22 protein-coding genes and 2 pseudogenes are annotated in these 24,317 nt (G+C 68.1%); 18 read left to right on the top strand and 6 right to left on the bottom strand.

Features of this window, described 5'->3' with window-relative positions; translation table 11 throughout:
* Window positions 1–296: 296 nt before the first annotated feature.
* Window positions 297–860 carry a TetR/AcrR family transcriptional regulator gene (locus tag IE239_RS37235; protein WP_190153889.1) on the bottom strand — a complete coding sequence of 188 codons (564 nt, stop codon included), beginning with the start codon at window positions 858–860 and terminating at the stop codon, window positions 297–299.
* A 304-nt stretch (window positions 861–1,164) separates the two neighbouring features.
* On the opposite strand from IE239_RS37235, the gene IE239_RS37240 reads away from it, so the two are divergent.
* The 10 genes from IE239_RS37240 to IE239_RS37285 all read left to right on the top strand — a co-directional run bounded on the left by IE239_RS37240 (window position 1,165) and on the right by IE239_RS37285 (window position 12,321).
* The gene (locus IE239_RS37240; RefSeq protein ID WP_190153890.1) at window positions 1,165–1,566 is read left to right on the top strand and encodes an SCP2 sterol-binding domain-containing protein; all 402 of its coding nucleotides are present in this window, start codon (window positions 1,165–1,167) and stop codon (window positions 1,564–1,566) included.
* 35 nt (window positions 1,567–1,601) lie between these two features.
* On the top strand, window positions 1,602–3,173 hold the full coding sequence (locus IE239_RS37245; RefSeq protein WP_190153891.1) for an acyl-CoA synthetase: 1,572 nt from the start codon (window positions 1,602–1,604) through the stop codon (window positions 3,171–3,173).
* Entirely contained in the window at window positions 3,170–4,426 is a 1,257-nt protein-coding gene (locus IE239_RS37250) for a cytochrome P450 (protein WP_190153892.1), read from the top strand. The genes IE239_RS37245 and IE239_RS37250 overlap by 4 nt, the downstream gene beginning before the upstream one ends.
* Window positions 4,427–4,447: 21 nt before the next feature.
* Window positions 4,448–5,239: a coniferyl-alcohol dehydrogenase gene (locus IE239_RS37255; RefSeq protein ID WP_190153893.1), complete on the top strand. Its 792-nt coding sequence runs from the start codon at window positions 4,448–4,450 to the stop codon at window positions 5,237–5,239.
* A 13-nt stretch (window positions 5,240–5,252) separates the two neighbouring features.
* Complete coding sequence (locus IE239_RS37260) at window positions 5,253–6,653, top strand: aldehyde dehydrogenase family protein (protein ID WP_190153894.1); 1,401 nt, start codon at window positions 5,253–5,255, stop codon at window positions 6,651–6,653.
* Between the two features lie 158 nt (window positions 6,654–6,811).
* Window positions 6,812–7,042, top strand: a complete 231-nt coding sequence (locus tag IE239_RS37265) for a ferredoxin (protein ID WP_190153895.1) — start codon at window positions 6,812–6,814, stop codon at window positions 7,040–7,042.
* A 17-nt stretch (window positions 7,043–7,059) separates the two neighbouring features.
* Window positions 7,060–8,274: an acetyl-CoA C-acetyltransferase gene (locus tag IE239_RS37270; RefSeq protein ID WP_190153896.1), complete on the top strand. Its 1,215-nt coding sequence runs from the start codon at window positions 7,060–7,062 to the stop codon at window positions 8,272–8,274.
* A 41-nt stretch (window positions 8,275–8,315) separates the two neighbouring features.
* Window positions 8,316–10,481: a 3-hydroxyacyl-CoA dehydrogenase NAD-binding domain-containing protein gene (locus IE239_RS37275; RefSeq protein WP_190153897.1), complete on the top strand. Its 2,166-nt coding sequence runs from the start codon at window positions 8,316–8,318 to the stop codon at window positions 10,479–10,481.
* Window positions 10,482–10,726: 245 nt separating this feature from the next.
* A complete protein-coding gene (locus IE239_RS37280) occupies window positions 10,727–11,767 on the top strand; it encodes an LLM class F420-dependent oxidoreductase (protein WP_190153898.1) in 1,041 nt (346 codons plus the stop codon).
* Between the two features lie 302 nt (window positions 11,768–12,069).
* Window positions 12,070–12,321 (top strand): hypothetical protein, encoded by a 252-nt coding sequence (locus IE239_RS37285; protein ID WP_190153899.1) that lies wholly within the window; start codon window positions 12,070–12,072, stop codon window positions 12,319–12,321.
* 136 nt (window positions 12,322–12,457) lie between these two features.
* Here the strand turns inward: IE239_RS37285 and IE239_RS42675 are convergent.
* A pseudogene (locus IE239_RS42675) lies at window positions 12,458–13,316 on the bottom strand (integrase core domain-containing protein); the annotation flags it as partial.
* A gap of 155 nt (window positions 13,317–13,471) precedes the next feature.
* Window positions 13,472–14,401: a LysR family transcriptional regulator gene (locus tag IE239_RS37290; RefSeq protein ID WP_190153900.1), complete on the bottom strand. Its 930-nt coding sequence runs from the start codon at window positions 14,399–14,401 to the stop codon at window positions 13,472–13,474.
* Between the two features lie 148 nt (window positions 14,402–14,549).
* On the opposite strand from IE239_RS37290, the gene IE239_RS37295 reads away from it, so the two are divergent.
* The 8 genes and pseudogenes from IE239_RS37295 to IE239_RS37325 all read left to right on the top strand — a co-directional run bounded on the left by IE239_RS37295 (window position 14,550) and on the right by IE239_RS37325 (window position 20,739).
* Window positions 14,550–15,743: a cytochrome P450 gene (locus tag IE239_RS37295; RefSeq protein ID WP_190153901.1), complete on the top strand. Its 1,194-nt coding sequence runs from the start codon at window positions 14,550–14,552 to the stop codon at window positions 15,741–15,743.
* A complete protein-coding gene (locus tag IE239_RS37300; RefSeq protein ID WP_190153902.1) occupies window positions 15,740–16,078 on the top strand; it encodes a bifunctional 3-phenylpropionate/cinnamic acid dioxygenase ferredoxin subunit in 339 nt (112 codons plus the stop codon). The genes IE239_RS37295 and IE239_RS37300 overlap by 4 nt, the downstream gene beginning before the upstream one ends.
* The gene (locus IE239_RS37305) at window positions 16,075–17,256 is read left to right on the top strand and encodes an NAD(P)/FAD-dependent oxidoreductase (protein ID WP_190153903.1); all 1,182 of its coding nucleotides are present in this window, start codon (window positions 16,075–16,077) and stop codon (window positions 17,254–17,256) included. The genes IE239_RS37300 and IE239_RS37305 overlap by 4 nt, the downstream gene beginning before the upstream one ends.
* Before the next feature lie 49 nt (window positions 17,257–17,305).
* Window positions 17,306–18,388 (top strand): S-(hydroxymethyl)mycothiol dehydrogenase, encoded by a 1,083-nt coding sequence (locus IE239_RS37310; protein ID WP_190153904.1) that lies wholly within the window; start codon window positions 17,306–17,308, stop codon window positions 18,386–18,388.
* On the top strand, window positions 18,389–19,018 hold the full coding sequence (locus IE239_RS37315) for an MBL fold metallo-hydrolase (RefSeq protein WP_190153905.1): 630 nt from the start codon (window positions 18,389–18,391) through the stop codon (window positions 19,016–19,018).
* A gap of 88 nt (window positions 19,019–19,106) precedes the next feature.
* Window positions 19,107–19,310 (top strand): annotated as a pseudogene (locus tag IE239_RS42680) (fumarylacetoacetate hydrolase family protein); the annotation flags it as partial.
* Between the two features lie 92 nt (window positions 19,311–19,402).
* Window positions 19,403–20,182, top strand: a complete 780-nt coding sequence (locus tag IE239_RS37320; RefSeq protein WP_229878636.1) for an RraA family protein — start codon at window positions 19,403–19,405, stop codon at window positions 20,180–20,182.
* Window positions 20,179–20,739 (top strand): dihydrodipicolinate synthase family protein, encoded by a 561-nt coding sequence (locus IE239_RS37325; RefSeq protein WP_229878638.1) that lies wholly within the window; start codon window positions 20,179–20,181, stop codon window positions 20,737–20,739. The genes IE239_RS37320 and IE239_RS37325 overlap by 4 nt, the downstream gene beginning before the upstream one ends.
* An 18-nt stretch (window positions 20,740–20,757) precedes the next feature.
* Here IE239_RS37325 and IE239_RS37330 read toward each other — a convergent pair whose 3' ends face one another.
* The 3 genes from IE239_RS37330 to IE239_RS37340 are packed head-to-tail and all read right to left on the bottom strand — an operon-like array spanning window position 20,758 to window position 24,282.
* A complete protein-coding gene (locus tag IE239_RS37330) occupies window positions 20,758–21,525 on the bottom strand; it encodes an SDR family NAD(P)-dependent oxidoreductase (RefSeq protein ID WP_190153906.1) in 768 nt (255 codons plus the stop codon).
* 58 nt (window positions 21,526–21,583) lie between these two features.
* A complete protein-coding gene (locus IE239_RS37335; protein ID WP_190153907.1) occupies window positions 21,584–23,239 on the bottom strand; it encodes an amidohydrolase in 1,656 nt (551 codons plus the stop codon).
* Complete coding sequence (locus IE239_RS37340) at window positions 23,218–24,282, bottom strand: phosphotransferase enzyme family protein (protein WP_190153908.1); 1,065 nt, start codon at window positions 24,280–24,282, stop codon at window positions 23,218–23,220. Before IE239_RS37340 ends, IE239_RS37335 begins: the two co-directional genes overlap by 22 nt.
* Window positions 24,283–24,317 lie beyond the last annotated feature (35 nt).

A 24,317-nucleotide genomic window follows, 5' to 3' on the forward strand; every position in this document is an offset into this window, starting at 1 on the left:
GGTCCAGTCGTCGGGCTGTTCCAACAGGGGTAGCACCAAGACCTTGCTCCTGCACCGCAGTCGACAGAGTAGATTTTAGCTTACATTAAATTAAATGCGATGGGGTGTGGACCAGTGCCCTCCGGCCTTCGGCAGCAGCGCAGCAGCGCGAGCGAGCCTCGACGTGCACGGAGAGCCGGCCACCGTGGAGCGCGGCGTCCGCTTGCCAGGCGCAAGCCGTTCGAACTCGAACAGGTCCGTGTGTCCGGCCCCCTGGGCGCCGCTGCGCCGGGCCCCGTCGGCCCATGGGGGAGCCCTCAGTCCGGGAGGGCGCGCTGCGTCGATACCTCTGTGGCTGCACGCTTGAGCATGCGCAGCGCCCACTCCAGTGACTGTGGATCGCCGATCGATTCGGCCTGCTGGAAGCCGATGAGGATGTACATCCCGAGGTCGGCGAAACGCCCGGCATCCTCGTCGTCGCCGACCAAGGCGCGGAACGCCTCGAAGGCGACAGTGCGACGCTCGCGGTCGACGTCCTCCTGCAGCCGCCCGACCACGGGATCGACCGTGCTCCACGCCCGGATGGCCGCCTCTGCCCGGTGGGGGAGGGTGAGGGTCGCGCTGACCAGTATCTCAAGCTGATCGAGCGGGTCGGGCTCGGAACGGGCCAGGGTGGCGAGCCGTGTGGTCGCCTCCTCGTGCCAGTGGTCGAGGCACCTGTGGCTGAAGGCGCCCCAGCTTGGAAAGTGGTGGTAGAAGGCGCCCGTCGTCACGCCCAGCCGACGGCACAGGGCTGCCAGCTTGAGCCCGCCGAAGCCCTCCGAGGCGAGGATGTCGAACGCGCAGTCGAAGTACCTGGTTGCATCCTTGCTCGTTCGCATGGCCGAACTCCTGACGGGCGAGGGACGGGGCCGGTCCGGCGTCCGTCGACGGACGCCGGTTCCGGACCCTAGCTACGTAACTTGACTTATGTTACGGTCCCCGAAAGTAATCGGGCGCACCGCCTATAAGCCGTGTCACGCCCGATATCGCGCCGGAGTCAGCCCGTGTCGCCGCCGTCCGCTCGCCGGGCCGCGTGCGGCGCCGCCCACCCACCCCAAAACCGCGAGCGCCGAGATCCGAGGCAGCGAATTTAATCAAATTTATATTCATTAGAGTGGGGATGTCCCCGCTGAAGGAGGAGACATGGGCTTCGCCGACGCAGCTGAAGTCAGGAAGTACATCGGAGGCATCTTCGAGGCGGCGTTCGAAGACCCTGAGATCGGCCCGAAGCTCAGGGATACCGGCATCGTGCTGCAGTTCACGTTCACCGAGCCCGACTCGGTCGTGGTCGTGGACGCCGTCAAGGCGACGGTCGGCGACAGCGCCGATGGCGCCGCGCCCGGCGCGGTCATGAGCATGGCCGCCGACACGGGCAACGCCTACTGGCAAGGCAAGGTCAATCTCCCGCTGGCGATGGCCAAGAGCAAGATCAAGGTACAGGGCAACGTCGCGAGCCTCCTCAAGCTTGCTCCGCTCGGCAAGCAGCTCTTCCCCGTCTACATCGAGACGCTCCGCAGCGACGGACGCGACGACCTCATCGTCTGACCACAGCCCGGCCCTTGAACGAAGGGGATCACTCCATGTACCCAGGTGTGCACGCAGCAGCCAATCCCGACAAGCCGGCCGTCATCATGGCGGGCTCCGGCCGGGTCGTCACCTATCGCGAACTCGAGGAGAACTCGGCACGGCTGGCCTCGGCGCTGCATGGGCTGGGACTGCGCAAGGGCGACGTGTTCGCCATGCTGTCCGACAACGCCGCCGAATGTTTCGAGATCTACTGGGCCGCTCTGCGCTCAGGCCTGTACATCACTGCGGTCAACCGTTCGCTGCTGCCGGCGGAGGCCGCGTACATCATCGAGGACAGCGATGCCAAAGCGCTGTTCGTCTCGGCGGCCGTCGCCGGTCTCGCGGCCGAGGTGCTGCCACTGGTGCCGGGAGTGGCACATCACTTCGCCTTCGGCGGCGAGGTGTCGGGCTACCAGTCCTACGAAACTCTCCTGCAGGGCGCCGGTAACCGCCTGACCGAGCAGCCGCGCGGCTCGGACATGCTGTACTCATCAGGCACGACCGGCCGCCCCAAGGGCGTGAAGCCGCCGCTCCCCACGATCACCGTCGACCAGCCCGGGGACCCGTTGACGGGGCTGGTGGCGGGGGTCTTCGGGGTCAGCTCGGTAGACGTCTATCTGTCGCCCGCGCCGATCTACCACGCCGCACCGCTGCGTTGGTGCGGGGCTGTCCACGCCCTCGGCGGCACCACCGTCGTCATGGAGAAGTTCGATGCCGAAGGCGCCCTTGCCGCGATGGACACACACAAGGTCACCATCGCGCAGATGGTGCCCACCATGTTCGTGCGGATGCTGCAACTCCCCCAGGACGTCCGGTCCGCCTACGACCTGGGCAGCCTGCGCTCTGTCGTCCACGCCGCGGCACCGTGCCCTCCGGACGTCAAGCAGGCGATGATCGACTGGTGGGGTCCGATTCTCACCGAGTACTTCGCCTCGACCGAGGCGAACGGGATGTCGTTCATCTCGACGCCGCAATGGCTCGACAAGCGCGGATCCGTGGGAAAGCCCGTGCTCGGCGTCGTGCACATCTGTGACGACGAGGGCGTGGAACAGAAGACCGGCGAGGTCGGCCTGGTCTACTTCGAGCGGGAGTTCATGCCGTTCGAGTACCACAAGGATCCGGAGAAGACCGCTGAGGCGCAGCATCCGCAGCACCCGAACTGGAGCGCCGCCGGCGACATCGGCTACGTCGACGGTGACGGCTACCTGTTCCTGACCGACCGCAAGGCATTCCTGATCATTTCGGGTGGCGTGAACATCTACCCGCAGGAGATAGAGAACGTCCTCACCCTGCATCCGAAGATTTTCGACGTCGCCGTCATCGGCGTACCTCATCCCGAGATGGGCCAAGAGGTCAAGGCCGTCGTCCAGCTGCGTGACGGCGTCGAGGAGACCGGAACTCTGGCCGACGAGATCATCGCCTACGTGCGTGACCGCCTCGCGCACTTCAAAGCGCCCCGCAGCGTCGACTTCGTCACCGCTCTGCCGCGTACCGCCACAGGCAAGCTCGTCAAACGCAAGCTCCAGGAGCTCTACCCGAGTCGGCATCTCGTGCTGTCGCCGGGCCCCCAAAAGGAGGGGACATGACCGCGCAGGTCACCGAGATCGAACGAACGTACGACCCGGTGAGCGTTTCGCCGCTCGCCTTCTGGGCCGGCACGTGGGAACAGCGGGAAAGATCGTTCAAATTCCTCCGTGACGAACGCCCGGTCAGTTGGCATCCGCCGCTGGAGGGTGCGCTCATGCCGCCGGAGAACGATGGGGTATGGGTCGTCACGCGACACGAGCACATCCTCGAAGTGAGCAAGAATCCCCAGGTCTTCTCCTCCGCCCGCGGCGTGATGATCGAGGAGGTCCCTGACGACATCAATGAGGCGGCGTCGTCGTTCCTCGTGATGGACGGTCCGCGGCACCTCTCGCTCAGGCGTCTGGTCAGCTCGGCGTTCACGCCGAAGCAGGTCGCCAGGATCCATGACCAGATCAGGCGCCAGGCGTCGGCGATCGTGGACGGTCTCGTGGCAACCAAGGAGGGCGACTTCGTCAGCCAGGTGTCGAAGCGTCTGCCCATGTGGACCATCTACGAGATGATGGGCCTGCCGGAGGATCAGCGTGAGCTCGCCGCCCACCACGCCGACGGCATGGTCTCGTGGGCGGACGAGGACGTGGCTGCCGGGCGTGAGCCGGGCGAGGTGCTCAGTGAGGCCCTTGTCACCCTGCTGCAGATCGGCATGGAGCACACCGAACGCCGCAGGGCCGAACCCAAAGCCGACCTCTGGACCAACCTGATCCATGCCGAGGTCGACGGACAGCGTCTCACCGACGACGAGATCGCCTCGTTCTTCGTGCTCCTCTCGGTCGCCGGCAACGACACGACGCGGAACACGATCAGCCTGACGGCCCGGGCACTCCAGGATTTCCCCGACCAGAAGGCACTTCTGCTCCAGGACTTCCCGGGCCGGATCACCCCGGCCATCGAGGAGTTCGTCCGCTACGCCACCCCCGTCATGACCTTCCGGCGCACCGCTACCCGCGACACCGTGCTGGGCGGGCAGCAGATCAAGGAGGGCGAGTGGGTCCTGATGATGTACGCGTCGGGGAACCGCGATGAGCGCGCCTTCGACGACCCTGACGTCTTCGACATCCTGCGGCCCACGAACAACCACCTGGCCTTCGGCGGCGGCGGCCCGCACTACTGCATGGGCAACTTCCTGGCCAAGATCCAGCTGACCGAGATCTTCGACCAGTTGCTGCACCGTGCGCCGACCCTTCGGCTGGGCGAGCCCGAGTACCTGACCGGGAACTTCGTGCGTGCCGTCAAGTCCATGCCGTACACCCTTTGAGACACCCCTGAAAGGCGTCAGATGTCCGATTTCGCTGGAAAGCGTTATGTCGTCACCGGAGCCGCTTCGGGGATCGGCCACCAGGTCGCCGAGAACCTGATCGCCGCCGGCGCGGTGGTCTACAGTCTCGACCGCAACGAGCCCTCCGCGAAGGTCGAGAGGCACATCAAGGTCGACCTCGCCCACCACGCCGGCATCGACGAGGCCATATCCCGGCTCGACGGTGACTTCGACGGACTGCTCAACATCGCGGGCATTCCCGGCACGGCCCCGGCCGACACGGTGCTCGCCGTCAACTCCCTCGCGGTGCGGCACCTGACCGAGTCGCTTCTCGACCGGCTCACGCCCGGCGCTTCGGTCGTGGTCGTGTCGTCGACCGCGGGCTACGCGTGGGCCGACCGGCTTGCGGCGATCCGGGACCTGCTGGCCACCGACACCTTCGAAGAAGGAGCCCAGTGGTTCAAGGACCACCCGCAGGAGGGTAACGCCTACAACTTCTCCAAGGAAGTCACGACGGTCTACACAATGTCCATGGCCCTCGCCCTGGGCGAGATGGGCTTCCGCATCAACGCGGTGCTGCCGGGCCCGGTCGAGACGCCGATCCTGACGGACTTCGAGAAGTCCATGGGCAAGGACCAGCTCGACGGTGTGAAGGAGCTGCTCGGCCGTCATGCCACACCGGACGACATCGCCGGAGTGGTGTTGTTCCTGCTGTCGGACGCGGCCCGCTGGATCAACGGTCACGCGCTGATCGTCGACGGCGGCATCAGCGCCTCGGTCTTCTCCGGCAATGTCCCGGCTCCCGAGATCTGATCGGGAGAACTACATGACCACGCAACTGAGCACCCCTGCTGCACCTGACGCGCCGACGTTCGAGGACATGCTGGCAGCACTGAGGTCGGTCCACTCCACCGGCCGGACGCGAAGCCTTGAGTGGAGGCTGGAGCAACTCGACGGCATCACACGGCTCATGGACGAACGCGAGGCGGACATCGCCGAGGCCCTCGCACAGGACCTCGGCCGGAACGCCGCTGAGGCATGGCTGGGTGACATAGCCTCCACCAGAGGCGAAGCGGTGTACGCGCGAAAGCGCCTGCGCTCCTGGATGAAGCGCAGGAGGCAGCGCCTGACCCTGAACCAGCGGCCGGGCTCGGGCTGGGTGCAGTACGAGCCGCTCGGAGTCGTCCTGATCATCGGTCCGTGGAACTATCCGGTCTATCTGAGCCTGGGCCCGCTCGTCGCCGCGGTGGCCGCGGGGAACTGCGCGGTCGTCAAGCCTTCCGAACTGGCTCCGGCGACCTCCGCGCTGCTCGCCCGGCTGATTCCCCAGTACCTGGACCCCGAGGCCGTCAAGGTGGCCGAGGGCGACGCCGTCGTCACACAAGGCCTGCTGGCCCTCGGATTCGACCACGTACTGTTCACCGGCGGCACGGAGGTCGGCAAGAAGATCATGGCCGGCGCGGCTCCCACGCTGACCCCGGTGACCCTCGAACTCGGAGGAAAGAGCCCGGTCGTCGTCATGGCCGACGCAGACCTGGACGTCGCCGCGCGCCGCATCGCCTGGGTCAAGCTGATGAACTCCGGACAGACCTGCATCGCGCCGGACTACGTGCTCGCCGAGCGATCGATCCGCGACGCACTGGTCGACAGGATCGTCTCGACGATGAGGGCGTTCCGCGCCGACCAGGACGGCGGCCTGCGCATCGTCAACGAGCGGCAGTTCGACCGGCTCGCCGGTTACCTCGCGGCCACCCAGGGCTCGATCGTGACCGGTGGTGGGACGGACCGCGCCGGGCTGACGATCGAGCCCACGGTCATCGTGGACCCCGGCCCCGAGGAACCCTCGATGGCCGAGGAGATCTTCGGCCCGATCCTGCCGGTGCTGGCAGTCGACTCCCTCGACGCGGCGGTACGGTTCGTCAACAGCCGCCCCAAGCCGCTCGCCCTGTACATCTTCGCGAGATCGAAGGCGACACGCAGACGGCTCGTCGACGAGATCCCCGCCGGCGGCGCAGTCATCAACCACGTAGCCATGCACTGCCTTGCGCCCGCGTTGCCGTTCGGCGGGGTCGGCGAGAGCGGCATCGGCTCCTACCACGGGGAATGGGGCTTCCAGGCACTCAGCCACCGGAAGGCGGTGCTGGCCAAGGGCTTCAGGCCCGATCTACGACTGGTCTACCCGCCTTACACCGATAGGGCGCTGAAGATGATGCGCAGGATCCTCTGACGATCGTGCCGTAGATCAACTTGGGTGGCTCGATACCACGAGAACACCTGGTCGAGAATTCGGAGGGCCGCTTGACACTCCATGTATTTAATCTACTTTATATTAATCACGAGGATGGCAAGTGCCCAGCCACTGACCGGACGGCATCAGGAGCCGCGATGAAGATCATCGTCGATCAGAACAAGTGCACCGGGCCGGGCATCTGCGAGTCGTTGGCCCCCGAGGTGTTCGAGGTCAATAGCGCGGGAGACCTCGTCCCGCTCACGGACACGGTGCCCGACGGCTGCGTGGCGCAGGTCGAGGAAGCCATCGCCGGATGCCCGACCGAGGTGCTGCGCCTGAGCGGTGATGCGAGGGGCCATCGCGGCAGCCGGAAGACAGCATTGTGAGGAAGGACCGTCCGACCATGACTACTGAAGCCTTCGTCTACGACACGATCCGCACGCCGCGAGGCCGCGGCAAGAAGACAGGATCGCTGCACGGCACCAAACCGGTGTCGCTGGTGGTCGGACTGATCGACGAGTTGAGGAAACGGAACCCGGGTCTGGACCCTGAGCGGATCTCGGACATCGTGCTCGGTGTAGTCACTCCGGTCGGGGAGCAGGGCCAGGACATCGCGCGCACCGCCGCCCTGGTGGCGGGCCTGCCCGACAGCGTGGCCGGGGTACAGCTCAACAGGTTCTGCGCCTCCGGCCTGGAGGCGGTGAACACATCGGCCCAGAAGATCCGGTCGGGCTGGGACGAGCTGGTCATCGGCGGCGGGGTGGAGTCCATGTCGCGGGTACCGATGGGCTCGGACGGCGGCGCAATGGCAGCCGACCCGGCCACCGCCTACGACACCCGTTTCATTCCCCAGGGAGTGGCTGCAGACCTCCTCGCCACCATGGAGGGCTTCTCCCGCGAGGACCTGGACGCCTACGCCCTGCGTTCCCAGGTCAGGGCGGCGGACGCCTGGCGCGGCGGTCGGTTCGACCGCTCGGTGATCCCGGTGACGGACAACAGCGGCCTGGCCGTGCTCGACCACGACGAACATCTGCGGCCGGACGCGACCCTCGACAGCCTGGGCAGCCTGCCCGCCGCGTTCGCGACGATCGGGGAGGGGGGCGGTTTCGACGCCGTCGCCCTCCAGAAATACCACCAGGTCGAGTCGGTAGCCCATGTGCACACAGCGGGGAACTCCTCGGGGATAGTTGACGGCGCCGCGCTGGTACTCATCGGTTCGGCGCAGGTCGGAAAGGATCTCGGGCTGACCCCGCGGGCCCGGATCGCAGCCGCCGCGACCAGCGGCGCCGATCCCACGATCATGCTCACGGGACCGACCCCGGCCACCCGCAAGCTACTGGCCCGTACCGGCCTGACCGTCGACGACATCGACCTCTTCGAGATGAACGAAGCGTTCGCCGCCGCCGTCCTGAAGTTCGCCAAGGACCTCCATGTGCCTCAGGAGAAGCTCAATGTCAACGGCGGCGCCATCGCCCTGGGCCATCCGCTCGGCGCGACCGGCGCGATGATCCTCGGCACCGCGGTCGACGAACTGGAGCGCCGCGGGGCCCGCCGGGCCGTGGTGACCCTCTGCGTAGCCGGTGGCATGGGCATCGCGACCCTCGTCGAGCGCGTCTGACGGCCGTCCTCGTCCTTCACATGGCAAAGGGAACACGACACATGAACGAGCAGGACACCATCCGCTGGACCCGCGACGAGGACGGGATCGTCGTCCTGACGATGGACGACCCCGGCCAGTCGGCCAACACCATGAACGCCGCATACATCGCCTCCATGGGCAGGGTCGTCGACCGGCTGGAGGCGGAACGGGACAGCATCACCGGAGTCGTCATCACCTCCGCGAAGAAGACGTTCTTCGCCGGCGGCGACCTCAACGACATTCTCCGGGCGACGCCGGCGGACGCCCGGGCCGTCGCCGACCAGGGCACCCAGGTCAAGGACCAGCTCCGACGGCTGGAACGGCTGGGCAGGCCGGTGGTCGCCGCTGTCAACGGAGCGGCGCTGGGCGGCGGCCTGGAGATCGCCCTGGCCTGCCACCACCGCATCGCCGCCGACACCCAGGGTTCCCGCATCGGGCTGCCGGAGGTGACTCTCGGTCTGCTGCCCGGTGGCGGCGGCGTGGTCCGCACGGTCCGGCTGCTTGGCATCCAGGACGCGTTGCTCAAGGTGCTGCTCCAGGGCCAGCGGTACCAGCCGCGCGCCGCGTGCGAGACCGGTCTGGTGGACGAGGTCGTCGACACCGTCGAGGAGTTGCTGCCCAGAGCCAAGGAGTGGATCAGGGCCAACCCGCAGCCGGTGCAGCCCTGGGACGTCAAGGGCTTCAGGCTCCCCGGCGGCACGCCGTCCAGCCCTTCCCTCGCGGCGACTCTGCCTGCCTTCCCCGCGCACCTGCGCAAGCAGCTCAAGGGCGCGCCGTTGCCGGCCCCGCGGGCGATCATGGCGGCCGCGGTCGAAGGCGCGCAGGTGGACTTCGACACGGCCCTGCTGGTCGAGACCCGCTACTTCACCGAACTCGCCACCGCTCAGGTCGCGAAGAACATGATCCAGGCCTTCTTCTTCGACATGCAGCACATCGAGTCCGGCGGTTCCCGGCCCGCCGGGCATCCGGCGTCCGCCTTCACGAAGGCCGGTGTGCTCGGCGCCGGGATGATGGGCGCGGGCATCGCCTACGCGTGCGCGCGGTCGGGTCTGGATGTCGTCCTGAAGGATGTCTCGCCCGAATCCGCGGAGCAGGGCAAGGCTTACTCAGCCCGCCTGCTGGCCAAGGACGTACAGCGCGGCCGCAGCACACAGGCCGAGGCCGACCGGATCCTGGCCCGGATCACACCCACGGTCCTTGCGTCGGACCTGGCCGGCTGCGACGTGGTCATCGAGGCCGTGTACGAGAGCCAGGAGCTCAAGCACAAGGTGCTCGCCGAGACCGAGAAGTTCGTGGCACCGGACGCCCTTCTCGGCTCGAACACCTCCACCCTGCCGATCACCGGCCTGGCCCAGGGCGTCAAACGGCAGCAGGACTTCATCGGCCTGCACTTCTTCTCACCGGCGGAGAAGATGCCGCTTCTGGAGATCATCCGGGGGAAGGGCACCAGTGACGCCACGCTGGCCCGGGCGATCGACCTCGCACGGCAGATCGGCAAGACGCCGATCGTGGTCAATGACAGCCGCGGCTTCTTCACCAGCCGGGTGATCGGCACCTTTCTCGAGGAGGCCCTCGCCATGGTCGGCGAAGGAGTGCACCCCGCCTCCATCGAGCAGGCAGGCGCCCAGGCCGGCTACCCCGCTCCGCCGCTGCAGCTGGCGGACGAGCTCAGCCTCGTCCTGTGGCGCAAGGTCCGTGAGGAGAACGCGGAGACACTCCGGCGTGATGGCCTGGCCGTGCCCGAGTACGCTTCGGACGCGGTCGTCGGGCGGATGATCGAGGAGTTCGGTCGCGGAGGCCGGACCGCCGGTGCCGGTTTCTACACGTACGAAGAGGGCAAGCGGCTGCGGCTGTGGCCGGGGCTGCGGGAGCACTTCACCAAGGAAGGCGCCGAGATCCCGTTCGCGGACATGCAGGAACGCATGCTCTTCGCGGAGGCGCTGGAGACAGTGCGGTGCTTCGACGAGGGCGTACTCACCTCGGTCCCCGACGCCAACATCGGATCCATCCTGGGCATCGGCTTTCCCGCCTGGACCGGCGGCGTGATCCAGTACATCGACGGCTTCCCCGGTGGTGTCGCCGGATTCGTCGCCCGCGCCAACGAACTCGCCGAGCGCTACGGCGACCGCTTCCTCCCGCCGGAGTCCCTGGTGGTGACGGCGGAGCGGGGCGGTACCGTCCGATGAAGGTATCCGAAGCTCCAACTCGACTTGGGGAACTGACAACTTTGACGCACCGCCAGGTGATCACAAAGGTGATTGGCAATCTTCACCTCTGATTCCGTGAATGAAGCGCCGGATCGGCCTGCCGGAGGGAGGAGCTGGCTGGGTTCTTCCTTCTTGATCATCTGATGTCCAGTCAAAGTTGACAGCACCGTGTTAAGAGATCGTTCGATAAAATCTCAATCGGACAGAAGACGAGGGGCCTTCGCATGCGTATCGGTATGACACTGGATTACAGCGTCGACTTCATCGAATCGGTCCGTGCCGTAAGGGATTTCGAGGCGGCAGGGGTCGAGATCGCCTTCGTGTCGGAGGCCTACTCGTTCGACGCCGTCAGCCGACTGGGATACCTCGCGGCTCGTACCGAACGCCTGGAGATAGCCTCCGGGATCCTCCCGGTCTTCACCCGTACGCCGTCGCTCCTGGCGATGACCGCCGCCGGTCTGGACGACCTCTCCGGCGGACGGTTCACTCTGGGCCTCGGAGCATCGGGACCGCAGGTGATCGAGGGCTTCCACGGGGTGCCGTACGACGCGCCACTCAGCCGCACCCGCGAGGTGGTGGAGATCTGCCGTCAGGTGTGGCGGGGCGAACCGGTGGTGCATCCGGGCCCGAAGTACCCGCTTCCGCTTCCCGCCGAGCGGGGCACCGGGCTCGGCAAGCCCCTGAAACTCGTCAACAAGCCGGTCCGCTCCCGCATCCCCATCACCCTGGCGGCGATCGGGCCGAAGAACGTAGAGCTGACGGCCGAACTCGCCGAGGGCTGGCTGCCCGTGTTCTTCCATCCCGGAAAGGCCGCCGAGGTGTGGGGAGCGGCACTGACAGCGGGGCTGGCCCGGCGCGATGCGGCACTGGGCACGCTCGACATCACGGTGACGGCGCCTCTGGCCGTCGGCGACGACGTGGAACACCTGCTGGACCGAGCTCGGCCGCAGCTGGCCCTCTACATTGGGGGGATGGGCGCGAGGAACAAGAACTTCTACGCCCGGCTCGCCGGCCGTTACGGCTACGAACGGGAGGCGGCGCACATCCAGGACCTGTACTTGGCAGGAAAGAAGCAGGAGGCCGAAGCCGCCGTTCCCGAGGGGCTGTTGCGGGCCATATCCCTGGTGGGGACGAAGGAGCAGATCGCCGCACAGCTCGATGCCTTTGCTGCCGCCGGAGTGACGACCTTGTGCGTGAAGCCGCTGGCCGGCACGCACAGGGAACGCCTCCACGCCGTCGAGCGACTGCGCGACATGCTGGGCTGACGCCTCGCGCTTAGTACGGGCTGGCAGGCTCAGCGATTTGGGTCACGCCCTCGCCGACCGCGGACAGTCGGGGGACGCCGCGGAGGCCGTGCGCGCCTACCGGGAGGGCTGCCGACTCGCCGACCCGGACAACGTACCGGTGCGGCTGGTGGCGGGCCGCGCCTGGGGCGCCTGGGCGACGCGCCGGGAGGCCCACGAGGAGGCCGCGGAGGCGTTCGACCACGCGGTGGACGCCGTCGACCTGCTCGTCCGGACACAACTGACCCGCCCCGCCGCGGAGATCTGGCTGGCGGGCGACCGAGGTGGCCGCGGAGGCCGCGCACGCCCACGCGGCGGCAGGCGCCCCCGCGCGGGCGGTCCTGCGCCTCGAATGCGGCAGGGCCCGCCTCCTGACCGCCGCGCTGCGCACCGCCGACACCGATCTGCGGCGGCTGCGCGGCACCGACCCCGACCTGGCCGAACGCTTCCGGCGCGCGGCGGCCCGGCTGCACGGCCTGGAGCATGCCGCACCGCCCCGCGACCCGGAGCAGGGCGGCTCGCCGCCCGCGCCCTGAGAACGGCCGCACCCCGCCGCTCCCCTGTCCGGCCTGCGTACGGGGGCCGTGGTCACACCTGTTCGGTCGGCATGATCCAGAGTTCGCCGACCGAGGTATGGCGGGGTGTCCCTGCCGAGAACTCCGTCCGTGCAGTTCAGGCCGCATGTCGGTACTCGTGGAGGGTGCTGCCGAGGTGGTCACGTCGGCGTATGTCGAGGTGAGTGAGCTGCTCCGAATCGGTGATCGGTGGGGCAAGGCGTGCAGTGGTCGGGCGCCTGCGATGCCCCGGTGGGGCCGGTGGGAGCTGTCGTGCTGTTCGAACTCGCGCAGGGCGTGGAGCAGGTGGCGCTGGTTCCAGATCAGGGTGCGGTCCAGCAGCTCGTGCCGGCAGGTCTGTACCCAGCGTTCCATGAGCGCGTTCATGCGCCGGTATCTGGACGCCGGTCCGTACGACGTCGATCCCCGCGTCCTTGAGGACGGTGTCGAACAGGGCGGGGAACTTGCCGTCGCGGTCGCGGATGAGGAACCGTGCCCGGCAGCCGGTGTCTTCGAGGTCCGTGACGAGGTTCCTGGCGGCCTGCGCCGCCCAGGAGGCGGTCGGGTGCGCCGTCGCGCCCAGGACGCGGATGCGCCGGCCGGCGTGCCCGATCACCGCGAACACATACAGCCGCGCCCCCGGACAGGGTGACCGCTTCGAAGAAGTCACACGCCGGCAGGGCATCAGCCCGGGAGTGCAGAAAGTCCGTCCAGGTACTGGACGTCCGCTCGGGTGCCGGGTCGATCCCCGCCTCCTTCAGGATCTCCCACACCGTGGAGGCGGCCACCTGTACGCCCAGGACCAGCAGCTCGCCGTGGATGCGCCGGTAGCCCCAGCCGGGATTCTCCCGCGCCAGACGCAGCACGAGAACGCGGATCGAGCGCACCGTACGCGGCCGACCCGCACGCCCCGGCCGGGAACGGGCCGCGTGGCGGCGCGAGACCAGGTCACGGTGCCAGCGCAGCACAGTGTCCGGGACCTGCTGAACTGCTGGACCGGCACCTGCACCACCTGCCACCGCCCCCTGCCAAGAACGTCCACCACCAGCCCAAACCCAAGAGCCAGAACAACCTAACGGAGTCCTGCTAGTGCCGAAAGCCCCTGGCTACGCCGAGATTTCCCCAAAACTGATCACGTGTGATCCCCGACCGCCGGCCGTACCGGTCCCTCCGCAAGAGCGCGGCGGCAGAAATCTGCGAACGCCTTGGCTCGTCTGGTGAGGTTGGCACGGGCGGGCCAGGCGAGCAGCACGGGCATGTCCGGCACCTCCTCCCGGATCTCGCATTCGGCCAGCGGTACGCCCTCGTGGCTGATGCCGGAGGCCGGCCGTTGGATCAGAAGTGAGTACCCGAGGCCCCGCGCCACCAGTGACCGTACCGTCTCGAAGCTGCTCGTCGTATGCCGGATCACAGGCCGTATGCCGAGTGACGCGAGCAACTCAGTGAAGTAGTGCCGGCTTGGCGGGTTGTCGAGCATGACCATCGGTTCGTCCGCGAGGTCGTGCAGGCTCACCGGCGCCTGTCCGGCCAGGGGGTGTGCGCGGGGCAGGAGCAGATGAGGCCGGGTGAGGTACAGCGTCTCCTGCTGGATACCCAGCTGCAGGTCGAGGTCGTACAGCAGGGCCATCTCGCAGCTGCCGTCGAGTAGCTTCTCCTGCAGCTCCACCTGAGTGCCCTCCGCGAAGCTCAGCCGCACCGTCGGATGCTCGGTGGCGAAACCCTCCAGGACGCCGGGCATCACGAACGGGGCCAGGGTCGTGTAGCAGCCGACCGTCAGGCTCCCGGAGAGCTCCCCGCCCAGATTGCGTGCACTGGAGACCAGTTCGTCCGCGTGGGCGAGCAGCGGGCGCGCGTCGGCGAGCACGGCCAGGCCGGCCTGAGTGATCGTCAGCCCTTTGGCCTGACGGCGCAGGAACAGCTGGACGCCGAGGGTGCGCTCGAGCTCGCTGACGGCCAGGGCGATCGTCGACTGGGAGATGTGCTCGCGTGCCGCGGCGCCCGCGATGGTGCCGGCCTCGGCCGCCGCCACGAAGAACCGGAGCTGGCGCAGTGAGAGCGTCATGGTCCATACCTCAGGATTCCTGTGGTTGTTGTCGGCGCATTGCTGCATCCCAGAGTATTCCGTGCTCAGGCGCCGTACCGCACAGTCGTTGCAGCCCGATGCGGCCGACATCCCCTGTCCGGATGTGGCCGACACGTGAGGAGCCGCCATGTCCATCGCACGCAATCTCACCAGCAAAGACCTCTACGCCGACCCGTATCCCGTCTACCGCGAACTCAGGGACGACGAGCCTTGGGCCTGGTCGGACGGACTCGGCATGTGGCTCGTCAGCCGCTACGAGGACGTCGTCTTCGTCGACGAGCACCCCGAGATCTTCACCGCGCACCAGGAGAACTCCCTCGCCGAACGCACCATGGGGCTGGTCATGATCCGTACTGACGGTGACGTCCACCGCAGGCTGCGCTCGGCCGTGGACGGCCCGCTGAAGCGTCGCAACGTGCGTCAGCAGTGGTCGGCGGGGCTCACCGCGCACGCCACGGAACTCGCCGGGCGGTTGGCTGAGAAGCCGGAGTTCGACCTGGTGTCGGACTTCGCGGCGCCGTTCGCCGCTCAGGCGCTGATGCGGACGGCGGGGCTGCCCGACGTGACCACCGAGCAGGTGGTCGAGTGGTCGCGTGCCTTCATCGCGGGTCTGGCCAACCACGACGACGACCCCGCGGTCTGGGAGCGTGCCGGACGCGCCAGGACCGAGGTGGGGGAGCTGGTCCGCGAGGCCGTCGCCCGTGTGACGGCCGTACCGGACCACACCGTGATCTCCGCGATGGTGCACGCCGAGCTCACCGAACCGCTGACGGCCGAGGAGATCGCCACTCAGGTGCGTCTGATGATCTCCGGCGGCTTCAACGAGCCCTGGCACGCGCTGGCCACCCTGGTCTGGCAGCTGTGTGAACAGCCTCAGCTGCGCGACCGCGTGCCGGCCGACTCCGAGGCCCTCGACGCGGCCATCGAGGAGACGATGCGCTGGCTGACCCCCGTTGGAGCCTTTCCGCGCCAGCTCGCCGTCGACCACACGGTGGGGGACGTGACCTTGCGGGCCGGGGACAAGCTGCTCGCGCTCGCCGCGTCGGCCAACCGGGACGACCGGAAGTTCGCCGCCCCCGACGCCTTCGACATCGACCGTCCCGAACTGTCCGACCACCTCGCCTTCTCGCTCGGCGCCCACTACTGCCTCGGCACCTATCTGGCACGGGAGCAGCTCCGCACCGCGGTGCCCGCACTGTTCGGCTCCCTCACCGGGCTGCGCGTCACCAGCACTCCGAACCTCGTCGGCTGGATGTTCCGCGGACCGGAATCGGTCCTCATGCGTCACGACGCCCAGGGCGTGAAGGGAGCGGCACAGTGATCCAGCTCTGTCTGATCGCGGACCTCAGCCCCGGTGTGGTCACCCGGATCGCCAGGCCCGACGTGCCGGTTCCCCTGGCACTCGTCAAGGTAGGCGAACGTGTCTTCTGTATCGACGACACCTGTTCCCACGAGACCGCCTCGCTGTCCGACGGCTGGCTCGACGGCCACGAGATCGAATGCCCGCTGCACGAGTCACGTTTCGACCTGCGCACCGGCAAGCCCGACTGCCCGCCCGCGCGGCGGCCCATCCGGACCCATGTCGTCGAAGTCGTCGACGGCATGGTGTGCGTCGACGCGACGTCGTTGGCGCCGATCGCGGAGACCGCGCGATGACCACGATCGCCGTCGTCGGCACCGGACTGGCGGGTGTCAGAGCCGCCGAAGCCCTCCGCGCCGACGGCTACGACGGGCGTCTCGTGCTGGTCGGTGAGGAGGCCGCGCAGCCCTATGACCGGCCTCCGTTGTCCAAGCAGGTGCTGCTGGGCAAGTGCGAGAGCCAGGACATCGCGCTGACGGACGATGACCTGCGGGCCGTGCTCGACGCCGAATGGCTGCTCGGTACCCGCGGCACCGCTCTCGATCCGGCCTCACGGGCGCTCACCCTCGCCGACGGGCGAAGCCTGCACGCGGACGGTGTGGTCATCGCCACGGGAGCCCGCGCTCGCACACTCCCCGGAATGCCGCGGCTGCGTGGGGTGCACACCCTCCGCACGCTCGATGACGCACACCGGTTGCGCGAGGACCTGTCCCGGCCCGGCCGGGTCGTCGTGGTCGGAGGCGGGTTCATCGGCGCGGAGGTCTCCTCCTCGGCGCGTGCCCTCGGACACGAGGTAACCATCGTCGAGTCCGAACAGAAGCCGCTGCTACGTCAGTTGGGGGCCGACGCCGCCGGCATCCTGAGCCGCCTGCACACGGACCACGGGGTCGCTCTGGTGACCGGCGTGGGTGTCACGGGCCTCGTCGGCGAGGAGGGGGTGCGAGCGGTGCAGTTGTCCGACGGCCGCCTCCTTCCCGCGGACGTGGTGGTCGTCGGCGTGGGAGCCGTGCCCAACACCGAGTGGCTGACGGGTTCCGGTGTCGCCTGCGACAACGGCGTTCTCACGGACGAGCGGTGCCGGACCACCGTGCCAGGGGTCGTCGCGGCGGGCGACGTGGCCGCATACCGCTGCCGCGGGGGGCGGCTGCGCATCGAGCACTGGACCAACGCGCGGGACATGCCGGTCATCGCGGCCGGATCGCTGCTGGCCACGTTGCGAGGGCAGGACCCCACGGCACAACCGGTCCACGACCCGCTGCCCTATGTGTGGTCGGACCAGTACGGCGTCCACCTCCAGATCGCCGGCCGACCTGGCGTCGACGACGTGCTCGAACTCGTCTCGGGCTCGTTCGACGACAGCTTCGCAGCCGTGTACCGACGCGACGGCGAGATCTCCGGCGTCCTCGCGGTCGACAGCCCAAGGGAGTTCGGACGGCTGCGGCGGGATCTCCGCAGCGCCTGGAGCATCCGGTAGCCCAGTCGACGCGTCGCCGACCCACTCAACTTTCCAGAGGAACACAGACATGTCTCATGAAGTCCGCGCTGTCGTGGCCCGCAGCAAAGGTGCCCCTGTCTCGGTGGAGACCATCCTGGTGCCCGACCCCCGACAGGGGGAGGCCCTGGTGCGGGTGCAGGCCTGCGGGGTGTGCCACACCGACCTGCACTACCGGGAGGGCGCCATCGGGGACGACTTCCCCTTCCTGCTCGGCCACGAGGCCGCGGGAGTCGTCGAAGCGGTCGGGGACGGCGTCACCGACGTCGTCCCCGGTGATTTCGTCATCCTCAACTGGCGGGCGGTGTGCGGGCGGTGCCGTGCCTGTCGGCGCGGCCAGCCCTGGTACTGCTTCGACACGCACAACGCACGGCAGAAGATGACACTGAAGGACGGCACGGAGCTGTCGCCCGCCCTCGGTATCGGGGCCTTCGCGGAGAAGACCCTCGTGGCCGCCGGTCAGTGCACGAAAGTCCCCCAGGTCCGTCCCGAAGCGGCCGGCCTCCTCGGCTGCGGGCTCATGGCCGGGCTGGGAGCCGCGCTCAACACCGCACCGGTCACCAGGGGACAGAGCGTCGCGGTGATCGGCTGCGGCGGCGTCGGCGACGCGGCGATCGCCGGTGCCCGCCTCGCCGGAGCGGCCAGGATCATCGCGGTGGACATCGACGACCGGAAGCTGGCCCTGGCCGAGACCTTCGGCGCCACGCACACAGTCAACTCCCGCGATACCGACCCCGTGACGGCGATCCGCGAGCTCACCGGCGGGCACGGGGCGGACGTGGTGATCGATGCCGTCGGCCGTCCGGAGACGTACCAGCAGGCCTTCCACGCCCGGGACCTGGCCGGGACCGTCGTGCTGGTGGGGGTCCCGACGCCGGACATGAAGCTGGAGCTGCCGCTGCTGGAGGTCTTCGGCCGCGGTGGGGCGCTGAAGTCCTCCTGGTACGGCGACTGTCTGCCCTCGAGGGACTTTCCGATGCTGGTCGACCTGTACCGGCAAGGGCGACTGGACCTGGACGCCTTCGTCACCGAAACGATCACCCTCGACGAGGTGGAGAAGGCCTTCGAGAAGATGCACTCAGGTGAGGTGCTGCGGTCCGTGGTGGTGTTCTGAGTGGCCGCACGGGTCGAACACGTCGTCACCACCGGAGAGTTCACCCTCGACGGCGGTACGTGGGAAGTGGACAACAACGTCTGGATCGTCGGGAACGACGAGGAGGCCCTTGTCATCGACGGCTCCCACGACGCGGACGCGATCGCCGCAGCCGTCGGCGAGCGTCGACTGACCGCGATCGTGTGCACGCATGCCCACAACGACCACATCAACGCCGCCCCGGCGCTCGCCGCCCGCACCGGTGCGCCGATCCTTCTCCACCTGGACGACCGCCTCCTGTGGCGGGACGTCCACCCGGACACATCCCCGGACGGTTATCTTTCCGACCGGGATCGGCTCACAGTCGCCGGGACGGAACTCATCGCGCTGCACACTCCCGGCCACAGCCCCGGGGCCATCTGTCTGTACACGCCGGACCTCGGCGCCGTCTTCACCGGCGACACGCTCTTCGCCGGCGGCCCGGGTGCCACCGGGCGGTCGTTCTCGGACTTCCCCACCATCATCCGTTCGATCCGCAGCGAACTCCTCCCCCTGCCGCTGGACACCCGGGTGCTCACCGGGCACGGAGCGACCACGACCATCGGGGCCGAGGCTCCGCATCCGGAGGAGTGGATTCTCCGCGGGCACTGAAATCCGCGCTCTTGCCTTCCCAGGAGCGGTCGGTACAGGTACCTCCGAATAAGGCGGAGACGGCTTCACGCCGATCGGGCCGCGACTGCTGGACGCACGCCAACTCGACCCGGCCTCCCCGCGGTTGCAGACCTGGGTCGACGGCGATCTGGTCCAGGACGACACCACGGACACACTGCTGTTCCCGTTCGGCGAGTCGATCGCGGACCTGTCGAGGCAGGTCACCCTGGAGCCGGGGGACGTCATCCTCACCGGCACGCCGGCCGGGGCCTCCGTGGTCGCCCCCGGTGACGTGATCGAGGTCGAGGTGACGGGAAATGGACTGTCCACCGGCCGCCTCCGCAATCCCGTCACCGCGGGCCCGAGCTGGACCCGTACGGGGCGATGCCCAAGGCCGGTCCGGCGGAGGGGGAGGCCGCGTACAGCACGGCGTACACTCCCGCGCCCCTGCTGGACAAGCGGTTCGAGGAGGGGCTGCGCTCGGTCGCCGTCACCACCCTCAGCGCACAGCTCCGCGCCCGCGGCCTGCCGCACATGTCCATCGACGGCGTCCGCCCCACGCTGCCGGACCGGACCATGGTCGGCGTCACGCACACCCTGCGCTATCTGCCGCTGCGCGAGGACCTGTTCAAGAAGTACGGCAACGGCATGAACGCCCAGAAGCAGGCGATCGAACAGCTGCGACCCGGCCATGTGCTGGTCATGGACGCCCGCCGGGACACACCCGCCGGCACCCTCGGCGACATCCTCGCGCTGCGTGCCCAGAGACGTGGTGCGGCCGGGGTAGTCACCGACGGCGGCCTGCGCGACAGCGCCGCGGTCACCGAACTCGGCCTGCCCGTCTACCACGGCGGGGAGTACCCCTCCGTCCTGGGCCGCCGCCACGTCCCGTGGGACTCGGGCGTGCCCATCGCGTGCGGCGGCGCGCTGGTACAGCCGGGCGACCTGATCGTCGGTGACGCGGACGGTGTCGTGGTCGTGCCACCCGAGCTGATCGCCTACTGCCGGGAGCAGGAGCTGCGCGAGCGCTTCATCACCGAGCAGGTGCGCACCGGGCACAGCGTCGACGGGCTGTACCCCCTCGGTCCCGACTGGCGCCAACCGTTCGAACAGTGGCGCCGCAGCCACGCCCCTTCGCAAGAGTCGCAAGGAGAAACCGCATGAAGTTCCGCAGTGATCCCGCCACCATCCGCGGATCCATCGCCCCGGTCGTCACCCCGTTCACCGACGAGGGCGCCGTCGACCACGACAGTCTGCGCTCCCTGATCCGCTTCCAGCTGGAATCCGGTTCGCACGGCATCTCGCTCGGCGGCTCCACCGGCGAGCCCAGCGCACAGACCGTTGCCGAGCGGATCGCCACCATGCGTACGGCCGTCGAGGAGACTGGCGACCGGGTGCCCTTCCTGCCCGGCACCGGCTTGCACAAGCTGAACGAGACGCTGGAGCTGACGGCCGCCGCCCGGGAGCTGGGAGCGGAGGCGGACCTGGTGATCACCCCCTATTACGCGCGCTCCACCCAGAGGCGCCGTACCAGTGCGGCTCACTGGTATGCGACGGTGGCCAGGGAGTTCCCGGACCTGCCGATCGTCGCGTACAACATGCCCTCCCGCACGGCGGTCGACATCGCCCCCGAGACGGTGAGGCAGCTGTTCACCGACTTCGACAACTTCGTCGGAGTCAAGGAGACCACCAAGACTTCGAGCACTTCTCCCGTGTGCTGACGACGTTGGTAATGCGGCTCAGGCGGGGAAGGAGGAGCGGGCGTGGTAGCCGTAGTCAGCGAGCAACGAAACACCGTTGACTGCCCGGGACTTCGGCGACGCCAAGGTCAGCACGAGCCAGCCGATGTCCTGCGGGGTGCTCACCGGGTAGTCCACCCCGGAGAAGGACTCGACGCCCATGCCGTCGCGTGCCATCGGTGTGTCCACAATGGACGGGCAGACGCTGTTGACCCGGATGCCGTGCGGCTCGTGCAGTTCGACCGAAAGCGCACGGGTCAGCTGGGCCACCGCACCCTTGGACGCGTTGTAGGCGAGCATCCCGGGGGCGGTGACGAAACCGGAATCGCTTCCAATGAGGGTGTAGGTCGGATTCACGCCCTTCTTGAGGAACGGCAGCGTGAGCTTGACGGACAGGAAGGCGCCCAGGACGTTGACGCGCTGGACCTCAAGGAATTCCTCCGCTGGTACCTGGTCAACAGGATCGCCGAGCGTTCCCGCGATGCCGGCGCTGTTGACAAGATGGTCGATCCCGCCGAGTTCGGCCACGATCGCGTCAACCGCCTGCTGCAGCGACTCCTCGGCCGCGACATCGCCGACGAATCCGACGATCTTCGCTTCGGGGTGGGCCGTGCGGAGGGCTTTGAGGGCGGAGTCCATCCGTACCGCCGAGCGCCCGATGATGCCGACGCGGGCTTGCTCGCCGGCGAAGAGGTCCGCAGCGGCCAGGCCGATGCCCGAGGTGCCGCCGGTGATGAGGACGTTTCGACCCTTGAATCCCAGGTCCATTCGTGAGCTCCAATCTGTTCAGGAATGATGATGCGGATCGGGCGACAACCTGAACTCATCAGGCAGTGCTGTCGTAGACCTGTCGTCCTTCGAAGTAGGTCGCCAGTACTTGCGTCTGGTGGATAGTGTTCGGTTCGATTTCGAACAGGTTGTGGTTGAGAACGATGAAGTCCGCTGACCGCCCCGGCTGGATGGCGCCGATCTTGTCGCCGAGCCCCATCGCCTTGGCCGGGTTGCGGGTGAAGACGGCGATGGCCTCGGGCAAGGAGAGTCGCTGGGTGGGGTTGAGCTCTCCGGGCACGGCCGGGTCCGGGTTCGCGCGCGTGACGAGCGTTTCGATGCCGAGCCACGGATTCGGCAGCGGCACGACGGGCCAGTCCGAGCCTGCGGCAAGCAGCGCGCCGCTGTCCACGAGGTCCCGGCAGGGAAAGCTGCGCTCGAACGTCGCACCAGGAACCTGGTTGGCGCAGCTGTCCTGGATCACGCTCGGGAACCAGATGTAGGGGGAGGCGTCCGCGACGACTCCGAGCGGGGCGAACCGTGGGATGTCCTCCGGGTCGACGTACACCACGTGTGCGATCTGGAAGGTCGGGCCGTCGCCGCGGGTCTTGCGGACCCTTTCGATCGCGTCGAGTGCGAGCCGCACCGAGCCGTCTCCGGCGCAATGGAGCTTCGCGCCGAGACCGAGCTCACAGCACCGCTCAAGCTCCTTCGCGACGTCATCGAGCGACAAATAGGGCTCGCCCTTGAAGTCGGGGTCCTCGTGGTCTCCGTGACAGATGTAAGGAGACAGCATCGCCGACGTGCGGGTCATGGGCACGCCGTCGAGGAACAGCTTGATGAAGTCGGGCCGGACGTGGGTGCGGCGGTGGTTCCCGGCGACGGCATAGAGCTCTTCACCGACGGCGCCTTCTTCGAAGAACGGGCGCGACGGAAGGGATCCGACGACCCAGGCGGTCAGCTCACCCTTGTCGTCGAGGTCGGCCAGCGCGCGCAGGTTGTGTTCGAGGATGGCGGCGTCCTGAGCGGCGGTGATGCCGAAGGAGTTCACCATCCGCAGGGCGGTCCGGAATGCGACCCGTAGCCGTTCCTCCGGATTCTCGACGGAGGCTGCCATCGCGTCTTCGGCCACTTTGGACGCCAGCTCCTGCAGGACGCCGGTGAGCTCGCCATGTGCGTCGAGGACGTATTTGCCACCCTCTGGGTCCGGGGTGCCTTTCTCGACGCCGATGATCTCGAGTGCGCGGGAATTGATCAAGCGGTTGTGCCAGGACTCGTCCCGCAGGAGCACCGGGTGGCCCGCACCCGCCTCGTCGAGAGCCGGGAGGAAGCCACCCTTGGCGGCGGCCTCCAGGATGGGGCTGCCGATCACGCCGCCGACGACCCATTCTCCGGGCGACAAGGAGGCAGCGCGGTCGCGAACCTTGGCCAGGATTTCGTCGAGCGTGTCCGTGGGCAGCAGGCTCAGTTCCCAGGCGGCCTGCATGCCGCCGGAGCCGAGGTGGGTGTGGACGTCGCACAGTCCGGGCATGACCATGCGCCCATCGGCGTCGACAACTTCGGTCTCGGAGGTGGACAGGGCGCCGATGTCGGCGGCATTTCCGACGGCGATGATTTCACCGTCGGCCACAGCGAACGCCTCGGCCCATTCCTGGGCCAGGTCGCAGGTGTAGACGACGGCGTTGGTGACGATCAGATCCGCGTGCTGGGGCATGGTGGTGCCTCCGGAAGGGAAAGGGCCGATGGTGAGTGGGGTGGCACGGTGAGAGCGACGAACTCCGTCGCGAGGTCTACGATCAACGGCCGCACGTGCTGGAGTACGAAATCGGAGGTCTCGTCGCCGAGCCGGTCGGCGGCCCAGGCCAGGTAGGTCAGGCCACGCGCGAGCAGCAGGGGACGCCAGAGCGCGAGGTCTTCCTGGGTGAGTGGGCGGACGCTTTGGTATCCGGCCAGCAGGGCCGAGACGATGTCGTCGAACCGGGGGTGTGGGAGGTAGAAGAACGCCGCGGTCGCCAGGTCGAACAGGTAGTAGCCGTCCCCGCTGTCGTCGAAGTCGATGACGGTCATGTGTCCGTTGTGGACGAGCACGTTTTCCGGGGTGAAGTCGGCGTGGATCGGCCCGTACCGGTCAGGCGCTTTGCCATACGCGGTCAGCTCGGCTTCGAGTAGTGACGTCGCTTGGTCGACGGCGTCGTGACCCGGTGCGCCGTCGTGGAACGCGCGGCGGGGATCGCCCCACACGGGCGCGTCACCGACCAGGCCATCCGCGTCCCACGCAGCTCGTACCGACGGCTTTCCGCGCTTGAGCGAGGCCACCTTGGTGTGCAGATCGGCAACGAGAGTGCCGAGCGAATGGAAGGTGGCTGGGTCGACCGGAACCTCACCGCTGAAGGCTTCCCCGACGTCGCCAAGGGGTACCGCGCCAGACACCCATTCCAGCATGTCCACCTGGTGAACGTCCCCGTCGTCGTCGGCGACCCGGCAGAAGGACGCGCCCGCGGCCGTGAGGCAAACCTGCGGAACAGCTACGCCGGCCTTACCCAGCTCGGCCACGAGCTCAAGTTCCTCCACTAGCTCGGCATCCGTGCGGTACCCGCTGCGGTGCAGCCGCAAGGCATGGGTGCGGCCCGGCTGGTCGACCCGGAACACGTAGTTCTCGCGGTACTTCACGAAGGTCAGTACCGCGCCCTTGTCGGCGTCGTAGTGGGGCAGCGCGCGGGCCGCGACCCGCTCCGCAGCGTCGAGATCGGCGATCATGTGTCCGGTTGGTCCCTTCTTCATCATGGATCAAT

The sequence above is a fragment of the Streptomyces humidus genome, from assembly GCF_014649655.1.
Lineage (GTDB): Bacteria > Actinomycetota > Actinomycetes > Streptomycetales > Streptomycetaceae > Streptomyces > Streptomyces humidus.

What these genes read in the sequence shown, in the direction of transcription:
- IE239_RS37235 (WP_190153889.1), bottom strand. Translation starts at nt 860, where the DNA reads ATGCGAACGAGCAAGGATGCAACCAGGTACTTCGACTGCGCGTTCGAC.
- IE239_RS37240 (WP_190153890.1), top strand. Translation starts at nt 1,165, where the DNA reads ATGGGCTTCGCCGACGCAGCTGAAGTCAGGAAGTACATCGGAGGCATC.
- IE239_RS37245 (WP_190153891.1), top strand. Translation starts at nt 1,602, where the DNA reads ATGTACCCAGGTGTGCACGCAGCAGCCAATCCCGACAAGCCGGCCGTC.
- IE239_RS37250 (WP_190153892.1), top strand. Translation starts at nt 3,170, where the DNA reads ATGACCGCGCAGGTCACCGAGATCGAACGAACGTACGACCCGGTGAGC.
- IE239_RS37255 (WP_190153893.1), top strand. Translation starts at nt 4,448, where the DNA reads ATGTCCGATTTCGCTGGAAAGCGTTATGTCGTCACCGGAGCCGCTTCG.
- IE239_RS37260 (WP_190153894.1), top strand. Translation starts at nt 5,253, where the DNA reads ATGACCACGCAACTGAGCACCCCTGCTGCACCTGACGCGCCGACGTTC.
- IE239_RS37265 (WP_190153895.1), top strand. Translation starts at nt 6,812, where the DNA reads ATGAAGATCATCGTCGATCAGAACAAGTGCACCGGGCCGGGCATCTGC.
- IE239_RS37270 (WP_190153896.1), top strand. Translation starts at nt 7,060, where the DNA reads ATGACTACTGAAGCCTTCGTCTACGACACGATCCGCACGCCGCGAGGC.
- IE239_RS37275 (WP_190153897.1), top strand. Translation starts at nt 8,316, where the DNA reads ATGAACGAGCAGGACACCATCCGCTGGACCCGCGACGAGGACGGGATC.
- IE239_RS37280 (WP_190153898.1), top strand. Translation starts at nt 10,727, where the DNA reads ATGCGTATCGGTATGACACTGGATTACAGCGTCGACTTCATCGAATCG.
- IE239_RS37290 (WP_190153900.1), bottom strand. Translation starts at nt 14,401, where the DNA reads ATGACGCTCTCACTGCGCCAGCTCCGGTTCTTCGTGGCGGCGGCCGAG.
- IE239_RS37295 (WP_190153901.1), top strand. Translation starts at nt 14,550, where the DNA reads ATGTCCATCGCACGCAATCTCACCAGCAAAGACCTCTACGCCGACCCG.
- IE239_RS37305 (WP_190153903.1), top strand. Translation starts at nt 16,075, where the DNA reads ATGACCACGATCGCCGTCGTCGGCACCGGACTGGCGGGTGTCAGAGCC.
- IE239_RS37310 (WP_190153904.1), top strand. Translation starts at nt 17,306, where the DNA reads ATGTCTCATGAAGTCCGCGCTGTCGTGGCCCGCAGCAAAGGTGCCCCT.
- IE239_RS37320 (WP_229878636.1), top strand. Translation starts at nt 19,403, where the DNA reads ATGCCCAAGGCCGGTCCGGCGGAGGGGGAGGCCGCGTACAGCACGGCG.
- IE239_RS37325 (WP_229878638.1), top strand. Translation starts at nt 20,179, where the DNA reads ATGAAGTTCCGCAGTGATCCCGCCACCATCCGCGGATCCATCGCCCCG.
- IE239_RS37330 (WP_190153906.1), bottom strand. Translation starts at nt 21,525, where the DNA reads ATGGACCTGGGATTCAAGGGTCGAAACGTCCTCATCACCGGCGGCACC.
- IE239_RS37335 (WP_190153907.1), bottom strand. Translation starts at nt 23,239, where the DNA reads ATGCCCCAGCACGCGGATCTGATCGTCACCAACGCCGTCGTCTACACC.
- IE239_RS37340 (WP_190153908.1), bottom strand. Translation starts at nt 24,282, where the DNA reads ATGATCGCCGATCTCGACGCTGCGGAGCGGGTCGCGGCCCGCGCGCTG.